General features: G+C 29.5%; 17 protein-coding genes. 11 read left to right on the forward strand and 6 right to left on the reverse strand.

All coding sequences use genetic code 11. From position 1 onward, the window contains the following. Positions 1-231: 231 nt before the first annotated feature. From H0I29_RS18350 to H0I29_RS08880, 4 genes are all read left to right on the forward strand, one after another. Positions 232-441, forward strand: a complete 210-nt coding sequence (locus H0I29_RS18350) for a DUF1569 domain-containing protein (protein ID WP_254712748.1) — start codon at positions 232-234, stop codon at positions 439-441. Next, positions 441-1,367, forward strand: coding sequence for a GYDIA family GHMP kinase (locus H0I29_RS08870; protein ID WP_218755136.1), 927 nt, complete (start codon positions 441-443; stop codon positions 1,365-1,367). The genes H0I29_RS18350 and H0I29_RS08870 overlap by 1 nt, the downstream gene beginning before the upstream one ends. Positions 1,368-1,460: 93 nt before the next feature. Further along, the gene (locus H0I29_RS08875) at positions 1,461-2,672 is read left to right on the forward strand and encodes an NAD(P)/FAD-dependent oxidoreductase (RefSeq protein WP_218732433.1); all 1,212 of its coding nucleotides are present in this window, start codon (positions 1,461-1,463) and stop codon (positions 2,670-2,672) included. A 110-nt stretch (positions 2,673-2,782) separates the two neighbouring features. Continuing rightward, complete coding sequence (locus H0I29_RS08880) at positions 2,783-3,337, forward strand: thioredoxin family protein (RefSeq protein ID WP_218755137.1); 555 nt, start codon at positions 2,783-2,785, stop codon at positions 3,335-3,337. Between the two features lie 6 nt (positions 3,338-3,343). On the opposite strand, the gene H0I29_RS08885 is transcribed toward H0I29_RS08880, so the two are convergent. The 6 genes from H0I29_RS08885 to H0I29_RS08910 form a co-directional block, all read right to left on the reverse strand. Then, the gene (locus tag H0I29_RS08885) at positions 3,344-3,727 is read right to left on the reverse strand and encodes a VOC family protein (protein ID WP_218755138.1); all 384 of its coding nucleotides are present in this window, start codon (positions 3,725-3,727) and stop codon (positions 3,344-3,346) included. Between the two features lie 224 nt (positions 3,728-3,951). After that, on the reverse strand, positions 3,952-4,449 hold the full coding sequence (locus H0I29_RS08890) for a hypothetical protein (RefSeq protein WP_218732436.1): 498 nt from the start codon (positions 4,447-4,449) through the stop codon (positions 3,952-3,954). A 117-nt stretch (positions 4,450-4,566) separates the two neighbouring features. After that, complete coding sequence (locus H0I29_RS08895; RefSeq protein ID WP_218732437.1) at positions 4,567-4,941, reverse strand: hypothetical protein; 375 nt, start codon at positions 4,939-4,941, stop codon at positions 4,567-4,569. A gap of 95 nt (positions 4,942-5,036) precedes the next feature. Next, positions 5,037-5,270, reverse strand: coding sequence for a hypothetical protein (locus H0I29_RS08900; RefSeq protein WP_218732438.1), 234 nt, complete (start codon positions 5,268-5,270; stop codon positions 5,037-5,039). A gap of 11 nt (positions 5,271-5,281) precedes the next feature. Next, positions 5,282-5,887, reverse strand: coding sequence for a thiamine diphosphokinase (locus H0I29_RS08905; RefSeq protein ID WP_218732439.1), 606 nt, complete (start codon positions 5,885-5,887; stop codon positions 5,282-5,284). Positions 5,888-5,950: 63 nt separating this feature from the next. Continuing rightward, positions 5,951-6,289, reverse strand: a complete 339-nt coding sequence (locus H0I29_RS08910) for a MotA/TolQ/ExbB proton channel family protein (protein WP_218732440.1) — start codon at positions 6,287-6,289, stop codon at positions 5,951-5,953. Positions 6,290-6,837: 548 nt separating this feature from the next. Here H0I29_RS08910 and H0I29_RS18355 point away from each other — a divergent pair. From H0I29_RS18355 to H0I29_RS08945, 7 genes are all read left to right on the forward strand, one after another. Further along, entirely contained in the window at positions 6,838-7,317 is a 480-nt protein-coding gene (locus H0I29_RS18355) for a sensor histidine kinase (protein WP_254712749.1), read from the forward strand. A gap of 83 nt (positions 7,318-7,400) precedes the next feature. After that, complete coding sequence (locus H0I29_RS08920; RefSeq protein WP_218755139.1) at positions 7,401-8,123, forward strand: LytTR family DNA-binding domain-containing protein; 723 nt, start codon at positions 7,401-7,403, stop codon at positions 8,121-8,123. Between the two features lie 28 nt (positions 8,124-8,151). After that, positions 8,152-9,231 carry a diphosphomevalonate/mevalonate 3,5-bisphosphate decarboxylase family protein gene (locus H0I29_RS08925; RefSeq protein ID WP_218732442.1) on the forward strand — a complete coding sequence of 360 codons (1,080 nt, stop codon included), beginning with the start codon at positions 8,152-8,154 and terminating at the stop codon, positions 9,229-9,231. A 25-nt stretch (positions 9,232-9,256) separates the two neighbouring features. Continuing rightward, positions 9,257-9,652, forward strand: coding sequence for a toxin-antitoxin system YwqK family antitoxin (locus H0I29_RS08930; protein ID WP_218755140.1), 396 nt, complete (start codon positions 9,257-9,259; stop codon positions 9,650-9,652). Between the two features lie 54 nt (positions 9,653-9,706). Further along, positions 9,707-10,633 (forward strand): mevalonate kinase, encoded by a 927-nt coding sequence (locus tag H0I29_RS08935; RefSeq protein WP_218732444.1) that lies wholly within the window; start codon positions 9,707-9,709, stop codon positions 10,631-10,633. Between the two features lie 4 nt (positions 10,634-10,637). Next, positions 10,638-11,555: a geranylgeranylglycerol-phosphate geranylgeranyltransferase gene (locus tag H0I29_RS08940; RefSeq protein WP_218755141.1), complete on the forward strand. Its 918-nt coding sequence runs from the start codon at positions 10,638-10,640 to the stop codon at positions 11,553-11,555. Between the two features lie 36 nt (positions 11,556-11,591). Continuing rightward, positions 11,592-12,449 (forward strand): pseudouridine synthase, encoded by an 858-nt coding sequence (locus H0I29_RS08945; RefSeq protein WP_208891008.1) that lies wholly within the window; start codon positions 11,592-11,594, stop codon positions 12,447-12,449. Positions 12,450-12,503: the final 54 nt, after the last annotated feature.

The raw sequence follows: 12,503 nt of genomic DNA on the forward strand, positions 1-12,503 counted from the left end.
GATTTTTTTAATAAGAACTTGGTAAGTTATAAACTGGCTAAGATTGATGAAAAGACAAAGCCGCTTTTTGGGAAGATGAATGGGCAACAAATGATAGAACATTTAAGTTTTTTATTACAAATTTCTAATGGAAAAATAGCTGCTGATTATTATGTTTCTGATGAAAAATCAGCAAGAAGAAAACCTTTTTTAAATACAGAAGGGGAGTTGCAAGTTGGGTTTAAAGCAAGTATGTTGTCTGAAGAACCAAATGCCTTAAAATTTAATTCTGTAGGTGAAGCAATTCATGATTTATTCATTCAAATTGATGCTTTTAAAGTTCATTTTGAAATAGCCAAAGCTGAAAATCATCCGTTTTTTGGAGAGTTAGATTATGAGTATTGGCAGAAATTTCATGTAAAACATTTTACACATCATTTTAAACAATTTGGATTGGTATAATGAATTTTTATTCTAACGGAAAACTTTTATTAACAGGAGAATATCTTGTTTTAGATGGCGCAAAATCTTTGGCAATTCCAACTAAATTTGGACAAAATTTAAGTGTTGAGAAAATAAAAGAACCTCAAATTATTTGGGGAAGTTTTACACACACCGGAGAATGTTGGTTTGAGGCTGTTTTCGATTTAAAAAAACTACGTTTGATAAATTGTACTTTCAATTCCGATAAAGAAGGAAGTGGAGAGGTTATTGCAGAAACGTTGTTAGATATTTTAAAAGAAGCTAAAAACTTAAATCCAGATTTTTTAGCATCAGAAAACGGATTTGTTGTAAAAACAAACCTTACATTTCCAAGAAATTGGGGATTAGGAACTTCATCTACATTAATAAATTCTGTAGCATCTTGGGCAAAAGTAGATGCTTTTCAATTGCTTTGGAATTCCTTTAAAGGAAGTGGTTATGATATTGCTTGTGCACAAAACGATACGCCAGTTTTTTATCAAATAGAAAATAAAGAACCTGTTGTTGAGCAAGTAACATTCAACCCGAATTTTAAAGAGAATTTGTTTTTTGTTCATTTAAATCAGAAGCAAGATTCTAAAGAAGGAATTGCAAAGTTCAGGGAGAGTAACATCAATTTTGATAAAGAAATAAAGAGAATTTCAGAAATTTCTGAGGAATTTTTAACTACAAAATCATTACAAGAATTTGAGGAATTAATAGTTGAACATGAACAAATTATCAGTTCAATTATAAAACTAAAAACAGTTAAAGAGAAGTTGTTTTCAGACTATTTTGGATCGGTAAAAAGTTTAGGTGCTTGGGGAGGAGATTTTGTTTTAGTTACAGGAGACGCATCAACACCAAGCTATTTTAAAAATAAAGGATTTGAAACCATATTGACTTACAGTCATATGGTTTTATAATAAAATATTAGGTCTCGACTGCGCTCGACCTGACAATTAATATTCTAAATGTCTCCTCGAGCGCAGTCGAGAGGTTTTATATAAGATAAACAAATGAGTAAAGTAATAATTATTGGAGGAGGAGCAGCAGGATATTTTACAGCGATAAACGCTAAAGAAAATAACCCTGAATTAGATATTACAATTCTCGAAAAAGGAAAAGACGTTTTACAAAAGGTGAAAATTTCTGGAGGTGGAAGATGTAATGTTACACACGCATGTTTTATTCCAAAGGACTTAACAGAATTCTATCCAAGAGGAAAAAAAGAATTGTTAGGGCCTTTTCACCAGTTTATGACAGGCGATACTTTTGAATGGTTCGAAAACAGAGGAGTTCCTTTAAAAATAGAAGACGATAATCGTGTTTTTCCAGAAGCAAATACAAGTCAGGCAATTATAGATTGTTTTCAAAATGCTGTTGATAACTTAGGAATTAAAGTGTTAACAAACTGTGGTGTAAATTCGGTTTCTCAACAAGATAATAAATGGATTATCAACACAAAAGAACAAGTTTTTGAAGCTGATAAATTAGTGATTGCTGCAGGAAGTTCTAAAAAAGTATGGGAATTATGCCAAACATTAGATCATAGCGTTGTAGAACCAGTTCCGTCTTTATTTACCTTTAATATTAACGATAAAAGATTGGTAGATTTATTAGGAACTTCTGTGCCAAATGCTACAGTTACCATTTCTGGAACAAAATTAGAAGCATCCGGACCTTTGTTAATTACACATTGGGGAATGAGTGGTCCCGCGGTTTTAAAATTATCCGCCTTTGGCGCAAGAATTTTGGCTGATAAAAATTATCAATATAACGTAGAGGTAAACTGGTTGTCTAGACCAACCGATAAAGTTTTAAATGTTCTTTTAAATTTAAAAAAGAAAGAACCTAGAAAAACGGCTATTTTAAAATCTCCTTTTGCTGAGGTTTCTAAAAGATTGTGGGAGCGTTTTGTGCTTGCAGCAGGAATTAGTGCAACTCAGAATTGGGCAGATTTAAATAATAATCAATTAGAAGGTTTAGCAAACCAATTGACAAAAGGTGTTTTTAATGCCAACGGAAGAACTACTTTTAAAGATGAATTTGTAACTGCTGGAGGAATCGATTTAAAAGAAATTAACTTTAAACGCTTTGAAAGTAAGAAACACCAAAATCTATTTTTTGTTGGTGAAGTTTTAAATATTGATGCTGTTACTGGAGGTTTCAATTTCCAAAATGCGTGGACAAGTGGTTTTATTTGTGCAAATGCTTTGGCAGAAGATTAAAATATTAAAAATATCATTGCGAGGAACGAAGTAATCTGTTTTTTAACGGAGAGGTTGCTTCGTTCCTTGCAATGACGAGTGGTGAAAAAATAATAAAAGAGAATATAATTATGGCAAGAGCAGAATCGAACGAGTTTAAAAACGGAACAATAGCACCTGATTTTACTTTATTAAATACAGTTGATAACTCTTTTGTTTCTTTAAACGAAGCAAAAGGAGAAAAAGGAACAGTAATTATGTTTATTTGTAATCATTGTCCGTTTGTAATTCATGTAAATAGTGAGTTGGTAAAAATGGCAAACAAGTATCAACAAAAAGGAATTAACTTTATTGCGATAAGTGCTAATGATGTTGAGAATTATCCACAAGATTCGCCTGAATTGATGAAGCAACTTGCTAACGATGAAAACTATCCTTTTCCGTATTTATACGATGAAACGCAGGAGGTAGCAAAAGCGTATGATGCTGCATGTACCCCCGATTTTTATGTTTTTGATAAAGATTTAAAAGCTGTTTATCACGGACAATTAGACAATTCTAGACCAGGAAACGGAAAACCGGTAACAGGAATTGATTTACGTAATTCTCTGGATAATTTATTAGAAAATAAACCCGCTTTAGAAAACCAAAAACCAAGTATGGGATGTGGTATTAAATGGAAATAGTATCTATTAGACATCATTATTTACTTCAATCCAATATCCGTTTGGGTCTTGAAAATACACTTGTAGAATACCGTCATTTCTAACATAATCTTTGTTTGGTGTACCGATCCAATCGGAATACTCAATTTTTAATTCTTTTAAATGGAGTATAAATGTTGCAATATCCTTGGTTGATAAAGCAAAGTGCACAGCTTTATTCGTTTTAATGATCGCATCAGGACGAGGAATTATATGAAGTTGTTTTCCTTCACCAAGAGATAACCATCTTGTTTTTGAATTAGAGGCAGTATTTTTAATCTCTTTTAGTTGTAGTACTTTTTGATAAAACGCTATAGATGTATCTACATCTTTTACAGAAAGGGCAATATGATTAAATATAAAAGGTTGCATTTATAAAGTTTTGTTAGGAGTTTACTTTTCCTAACAACAAAACTAATAAAGAATATCTAACTTCAAATGACGTACCTCTTTTATTTTAATCAAATTCAATATAGTTTTTTATATCAATTTTAGGAAAACATCAATGACCTATTTGGTGTTGAGTGCTATATAAATAATAACGAATCTTATTTTGTGTATATAAATTAGTAAGATTCGTTATTATTTTAAGGGTATTATGCAGCTTTATTTTGTTGCTGATTTTGAAGTAATGAATTAATTATTTTGTTCCATTTTTCTATAGAATCAAACTCATTGCCAGGTTGAAAATTAATATCTGAATTATAAAATTCAAGAACAATACTAGGTTTGTTTTTACCGATAACGTTCAGTTTTAAGTTTAACTTGTCTAGTGTTGTTTCGTTCTTACCTATAGATTTACTTATGTTATTTATCTCGCTGTTTTTAATAGTGTTAAGATCTATAAACTGAAGATTAACTTGCTCTTTTGTTTTTTGTAAAAATGAAATTGCATGTTTATTTTCATCTAAACCAATTGCATAACATTCACTAATTTCGTGCTCTGTAATTTCAGAATTATGCTGTTTTGCAAACTCTTTCAATGAGTTTAATACTTTTTTTTCTTTATTTTTTTTGTTTTTATTTGTTAATACAAAAGGTAGTGCACATAATGCAATACATATTACTCCTATTATTATTGTACCTAAATCCATTTTATGTTTTTTAATTTTTTTTGATATACTGATTTTTATATGAAACGGGTATCCGCAACATATCAATGTTTTATTTTAACTACGTAAAAGGTAGTTGTTAGTAAATAAAATAAAGGGTTACCAAAAATTATGGAAAGGAAAAATAAGATCAGACTTTCGTTGTCTAATTAGGGTGTTTTCTAAGTAGTTTTTATACTGTTTAAACTTAGAATTGAACTCTAGTTTAGTTGTATAAGAAATTGCTAATAAATCGTCTGAAGACAATTTAAAATTGGGTAATGAAAAATCTATTGTTTCAGAAACTAAGTTTTCTGATTGTTGTGTATGCGCATGAAATACTTTAGAAGCTGTAACTAAATAGGTAAGCTGTTCTGTATCTTGGTTCGCATTTTGTGCGTTAAAATAAGAAGTTGTATTTGCAGAAAGATACATACCAGAACAATAAATTGAAATGAGTAATAGTACTTTTAGTATTTGGTGTTTCTGCTTCATTATTTTTTGCCATACAAGTTATGACATTGCAAAATTAGTTAATTTTATATTAGGAAAAATAAAAAAGTGTATTTGTTGTATAATAATTAACAATCTTATCCAACTTCACCTCGATGAGGTTTTAATGCATCTCTATAAACTTTCATATCTTTTTCATCTACTGTAATGAAGGCAGAAAATAACATTGGATTTTTTTCTTCAATATTAATTTCATGAAAAGTTAAGTTTTCCATTTCTGCAAATTCTTTTAAATGAATGGTATGATGTTTTGCTGTTTCTTGTGCATCAGGACCTCTAAAATCCCACAATAATTTTATTTTTCTACTCAATGTATTCGTTTTTAATGGTTGATGAAAATGAATAATTCTCCGCTTTCAAAAGTAATTTTTATATCGTTTGTAATTGCTTTATTTCTTGTGCCAATTCTTTCTCCGAAAACTAAATCTTCCTTATCTAAAGGATATTGCAATCCTAAAGTGCAAATGTTTTTTGCTTTTGGGAAAGGAACTAATGAAATTGTTTTATCAACAGAATTTAAGATTTCAGTATTTTTATCCGCTAAAAAATAACGACTATGATTATCGAAAAAAGTAAGGTTTAATTTGTTTTTCCACTGAATGGCGGTGTGCAAATTTCCTAAAAAATGGTCTTGTTCTTTTCCGCTGGCACCAAAAACATCAACGTTTTTAAAACTTTTATCAAATAGAATCTGAAGGATTTTATCAAAATCTGTAAAATCTTGATTCGGAGTATGAATTACTTCAATATCTTTTGGTAGGTTTTTTATTGAATCAAAATCGCCGCTAATAAAATCGGGTTTTATTTTATTTTTTTCTAAAAATTGATAAGCGCCATCTGTAGCACAAATAATTTCGTATTCCTCCAAATTAGGAATTGCTATTGGAGGTTCTCCGTTTAGAAGTAGAAAAACTTTTTTTGTATGCATAGAATGCAAAAATACCCATTTCAGAATTAATGAAATGGGTATTTTTATCAAGTAATTTTTTACTTATTCTTTTTTAATCCACGTAAGTGCAATTACACCTAATCTACCAATAAGAAAAATGATAAAACCAAATAAAGTTGCTGTAATTGCACATTTTAACCCCACAGCTAAAACACCGTGAGATACACTGTTTGCTATTGCAATCACAGTAAACATTTGGTATAATCCGAGAAAAAGACCAAAAAAACCAAAAACAAGCGCAAATAAACTTACAGATTTAATAAGTTCTCTGTTTTTATCTGAATTTACTTTAAAACTTTTTGCAATTAAAAAAAGTGTTAAAAAGAATAGAATTAATAAAGGGATCATAAATTGAGTACCTCCTTCGGTTATGTAAGTCATAATATAAGTTTTTAAATTCGTTTCAAAAATATTGGTAATGTTTGTTCTTAAAATATATTTGAGATGAATGAATCCTTTTTACTTGGTTTCTACAAAAAACAGGTAGTTTTAGTATAAAAAGTGTCAAATTTGTTTTTTAGAGATTAAAATAAGTAATCCGTCGCTAATTATCCTAAAAATTAAATCTTTATTTTTATTTTGTAACATATGCAAAAAGAACTGATATTAGTCTTAAAAAAAATACCAATACATTTTTTATGTTGGATGATTGTTTGGTTTTTCTTCAAAAGTTTTTTTAGTGTAGGTTCATCAAACAAAGCTTTTTTATTTTGGTTTTCTTCTCTTTTAAGTATTGTAACATTAATTATTGCGTATGTTTTTGTATATGATTTAATTCCTAAATATTTATTAAAAAAACAATATAAGAAATTTGTTCTTTATACTATTTATTCAGGTGTTTTTGTCGCTACAACTATTTTAATGATAGAAGTAGTGGGGTTTGTGTTTTATTTTTATTTAACTCTTTAAACACAATTTATGGTTTTGCAATCGCTAAAGCGGATGAAGCACCAGAAATGATTTTAAAATTATCTAATTTATTAGATTATATTCTATATCAAGTAGAAAAGCCAAAAGTGCCGTTAGTAGAAGAGATACATCATTTGGAAGATTATATTTCATTAGAGAAAATGCGTTTTCATGATACTTTAAAAGTGAATTTCAGTAAAGATAAACTGAACGATTCTCTTCAAATTCCGCCAATGTTATTAATTCCTTTTGTAGAAAATAGTTTTAAGCATGGTGTAATTATTGACGGAGTTTTAAATGTTGATATTCGTCTAAAAACAGCAAATAATTGTTTGTTTTTTGAGATTGAAAATTCATCCAAAAGAAAAGAAGAAACGAATACTGGAATTGGACTTCCGAACATTAGAAAACGTTTAGAAATGTTGTATCCAGGCAAATATCAATTAGAAATAATTGAAAATAATGATACTTTTAAAGTACATTTAAAAATTGAGTTTTAATTAAAATTGTCATTTCGACAGAAAGAGGTACGAATGACGAGAAATCTCAAGGTACTTACAATATGAAAACAAATTGCTGAAAAATGAATACCATTAATTGTGTTATTGTTGATGACGAGCCAGTTGCTAGAAATATTTTAGAAACTTTTGTGGCTAAAATTCCGAATTTAAATTTGGTAAAAAGTTGCAAAAATGCCATGGAAGCTTTCGAAATAGCAAATTCTAATAATATAGATTTATTCTTTTTAGATATTAATATGCCAGACATTTCTGGTTTGTCTTTGGCAAAATCAATAAACAAGAAGTCTAAAATTATTTTTACAACAGCTTACAGAGAATATGCTGTTGATGGTTTCGATTTGCAAGCCGTAGATTATTTGTTAAAACCTATAGCTTTTGATCGTTTTTTACAAGCCGTTAATAAGTTTTTTGAAACGCAAACTGTTATTGTGAGTCAGGTTGATGTTGAAGAACCCTCTGTTAAAAGCGATTATATTTTTGTGCGTTCAGAACGTAAAATGGTAAAGATTAATTTTGATGATATTCTATATGTTGAGAGTTTATCTGATTATATCAAAATTCATACAAAAGACACCGTTTTAGTAACTAGAGAAACGATTAGTAATTTGGAAATGAAATTGCCTTCTCAACAATTTTTAAGAATTCATAGGTCTTATATTATCAATTTAAATAAGACAGATTCTTATACGAATGAATTTATTGAAATTGAAAAAAATGCAATTCCTATAAGTAGAACGTACAAAGAAAATGTACTTAAAAAGTTAACTGAAAATTCTTTGAAATAGTTTTATCTTTGGTGCAAAATCAAGACGTTTGGATACAGCACAATTTATTTCGAAATCAAATAACAATTCGGTAGAAAAAGCAAGCTTTACTTGGCAAACACCAAGTAATATTGCGTTGGTAAAATATTGGGGAAAGAGCAATCCGCAAATACCAAAAAACGCTTCTATTAGTTTTACATTAAACAATTGTCATACAATTACTACGATTGATTTTGAGAAAAAAGTAAAGTCGGAAATAGTAGATTTCGATTTGTTTTTCGAAGGAAAACAAAAAGATGCATTCAAACCAAAAATTGCAGAATTTTTCACAAGAATACAAGAATATTGTCCTTATATTTTTGATTATAAAATGATAATTAATTCGGAAAATTCTTTTCCACACTCTAGCGGAATCGCATCATCTGCAAGCGGATTAAGTGCCATTGCTATGTGTTTAATGAGTTTAGAGGCTGAATTAAATCCTGATTTATCAGTAGAAGAAATTAATAAAAAAGCTTCTTTTTTAGCACGTTTAGGATCTGGAAGTGCCAGTAGAAGTATAGAAGGGCCAATGGTTGTTTGGGGAAATCACCCAGAAATAGAAGGAAGTTCAGATTTGTATGGCGTACAATTTCCATACAAATTACATACTGTTTTTCATAATTATCAAGATGCTATTTTGTTAGTAGACAAAGGCGAAAAACAAGTTTCTAGTACAGTTGGTCATAATTTAATGCATGAGCATCCGTATGCAGAAAGTCGTTTTACACAAGCAAATGATAACTTGAGTAAGATATCAGAAATTTTACAAAACGGAGATATAAAAGCATTCGTCAGTTTGGTAGAAAGTGAAGCATTAACGTTGCATGCAATGATGATGACAAGCAATCCGTATTTTATTTTGATGAAACCAAATACCTTAGAAATTATCAATAAAATTTGGGAATATAGAACCGAAAATGATAGCAATATCTGTTTTACCTTAGATGCTGGTGCAAATGTGCATGTGTTGTATCCTGAGGTAGAAAAAGAAAAAGTGAATCAATTTATAGATAAAGAACTTTCTAAATACTGCCAAAAAAATCAGTATATTTATGACTCTGTGGGGTTTGGAGCTAATAAGAAATAGAATGTCTGAATAAAAAATAATTTAAATGAAAGCTTTTATAAAGTTACTATCAATTTTAATTTTCTTTTTAACAATAACCATTTCTGCTCAAAAAACTACGTGGTTAGATGCAGACTTAAAGGAAACAAATAAAGTTAAATCATATTATTACAAAGTAGTTCCTACTGATGGTAACGAAGTAAAGTATTACTACAAAAGCGGTAATATTTTTAGAAAAATAGGCTATTCTGAAGGGAAGTATGATGGCGTTTTTTCTGAGTTTTATGAATCTGGCGAATTAAGAACTTCTGGAACCTATGTGGATGGTTTAGAGGAAGGTGTTTGGAAAACGTATTATAAAAACGGAAAGAATAAGGAAAAAGGAAAATATACAAAAGGAGAAAAAGTTGGTGTCTGGAAAACTTTTTACAAGAATTTTTAATAAGGTTTTGTTAATTTATTAATTCGTATTTTTGCAACACTATAAAAAAGAAAAATGAAAGGACCATTGTTTTATGCTAAAATTCTTCTCTTCGGAGAATATGGAATCATCAAAGATTCTAAAGGGTTGGCTATTCCGTTTAATGCTTATAGAGGAGCGTTAAAAACGTCATCAGATTTATCTGGAAAACCTAAAGTTTCCAACCAAAATTTAGAACGTTTTTATAAATATTTATCTTCTCTAGAAACAGAGTTAGTTTCGTTTAATTTATCTAGTCTTAAAACAGATATTGAAAACGGAATGTATTTCGATTCTTCAATTCCACAAGGTTATGGAGTTGGTAGTTCTGGCGCTTTAGTGGCGTCTATTTATGATAAATATGCGGATAATAAAATAACAGTTTTAGAAAATTTAACAAGAGAAAAATTGTTAAGATTAAAAGGAGTTTTTTCTTTAATGGAATCTTTTTTTCATGGTAAAAGTTCTGGTTTAGATCCTTTAAATAGTTACTTAAGTTTGCCAATTTTAATCAACTCTAAAGACAATGTAGAGCCAGCGGGTATTCCTTCTCAAAAACAAGGAAAAGGTGCTGTTTTCTTGTTAGATTCTGAGCAAATAGGAGAAACGGAGCCTATGGTTAACATCTTTATGAATAAGATGAAAAACGAAGGTTTTAGAAAAATGATCAGCGAAGAATTTGCAACTACTACAGACGCTTGTATCGAGGATTTCTTAGGAGGAAACGTGAAATCTTTATTTGGAAATGTAAAATCATTATCCAAGATAGTTTTAAAGAACTTTAAACCGATGATTCCTGATGCTTTTCATAAAGTTTGGGAAAATGGAATTAAAACAAATGATTATTACCTGAAACTTTGTGGTTCTGGTGGTGGTGGTTATATTTTAGGTTTTACTGAAGATTATGAAAAAGCTCAAAAAAGTCTTAAAGATTATAAGTTAGAGTTGGTTTATAGATTCTAAATATATGCCTAGTTTTAAAGTCAAAAGAATTATTTTTAAACTTTTAAGCTTAGTTTCTGTAATCAGGGGGTATAATATTCTTGTTTTAGTTTTAGCGCAATACTTAGCGGCTATTTTTGTTTTTTCGCCTACAAAATCTCTCAGAACAATTGTTTTTGATGCAGACTTGTTATACATTGTTTTAGCAAGTATATGTGTGGTGGCGTCTGGTTATATTATTAATAATTTTTATGATGCAAAGGTAGATCGCATAAATAGACCATTAAAAACGGGCTTAGATAATTATGTAAAACAGTCTACGAAGTTAAAGCTTTATTTTGCTTTAAATTTTTTAGGTTTTATTTTTGGTTACCTAATATCTGTTAGAGCAGCTTTGTTTTTTGCTATTTATATATTTGCTATTTGGTTTTACTCTCACAAGCTTAAGAAGTATCCTTTTACAGGTTTAGTTTCTGCTACTATACTTACCATTTTGCCTTTTTTTGCTGTATTTGTGTATTTTCAGAACTTTTCTAAAATCATTTTTGTTCATGCAATTTTCTTGTTTCTAGTAATAATGGTTAGAGAGTTGTTGAAAGATTTGCAGAGTATGAAGGGAGCAATTGTGAATGATTACGATACTTTTCCTGTTTTTTATGGAGAGGTAAGAACAAAGAAATTATCAATATTCTTATTGTTTTTAACGTTGTTTCCTATTGTAGTTTTGTTTAGTTATCCAGCTTTAAGCTACATGAGATATTATTTTTACTTTGCTTTATTTGTTCTTGTTTTTTTAGGCTTTTATTTATGGAATTCTTCCGAAACGAAACATTATAGATTAATGCATAACGTTTTGAAAGTGTTGCTTTTAATAGGAGTTTTCTCTTTAATTTTTATAAAGCCTGAACTAATTGTAGAAAAAGTAATAGACCGATTGAATTAAGGTTTTTTTGCGTATTTTTGCAAAAATTTTTAAGTAATGAATTCAAATAAAAACTCGTCGAGAGGACGACAAGAAGGTAAAAAAAGTACTCCTTTAAGTAGAAAAAGCAAACCTGTAGCTAGAAAAACTCCAAAGAAAACTTTTACCAAAATTAAAGAAACTCCAAAGGCAAGTAATGACGCCTCAGGGATCCGTTTAAACAAATATATTGCAAATTCTGGAGTATGTTCTCGTAGAGAAGCAGATACGTATATAGAGCACGGTAGTGTAGAGGTAAATGGAAAGTTGGTGACAGAAATGGGATATAAAGTTCAGCCAGACGATATTGTTCGTTTTGATGGAACTTCTATTACACCAGAACAAAAAAGATATATTTTACTGAATAAGCCTAAGAACTACATTACCACAATGGATGATGATAGAGGTAGAAAAACAGTAATGGAATTGATTGCAAATGCATCTAAAGAAAGAATTTACCCTGTAGGTAGGTTAGATAGAAACACAACTGGTTTGTTGCTGTTTACAAATGATGGTGATTTAGCAAAGAAATTAACACACCCAAAACATAATGTTCGTAAACTATATCATGCATCTCTAGATAGAAAATTAGAGTTAAGAGATTTAGAGAAATTACGAGGGGAGGTTATTATTGAAGGTAGAAAAGTGTTTATCGATGCTGTTTCTTATGTAGATGGTCAACCGAAATCTGAAATTGGTATCGAAATCCATTCTGGTAGAAATAGAATTGTTCGTAAGATATTTGAACATGTTGGTTATAAAGTAAGCAAGCTAGATAGAGTTGTTTTTGCTGAATTAACTAAGAAAAACTTACCGAGAGGTAGGTGGAGAGAGTTAACTAATTTAGAGGTTACTAATCTTCAGATAATGAAATAGAATAATTAAGAATCCAGCTTTTAGCTGGATTTTTTTTTACATATAATCTTATGT

The organism is Polaribacter sp. R2A056_3_33, assembly GCF_019278485.1.
GTDB lineage: Bacteria > Bacteroidota > Bacteroidia > Flavobacteriales > Flavobacteriaceae > Polaribacter.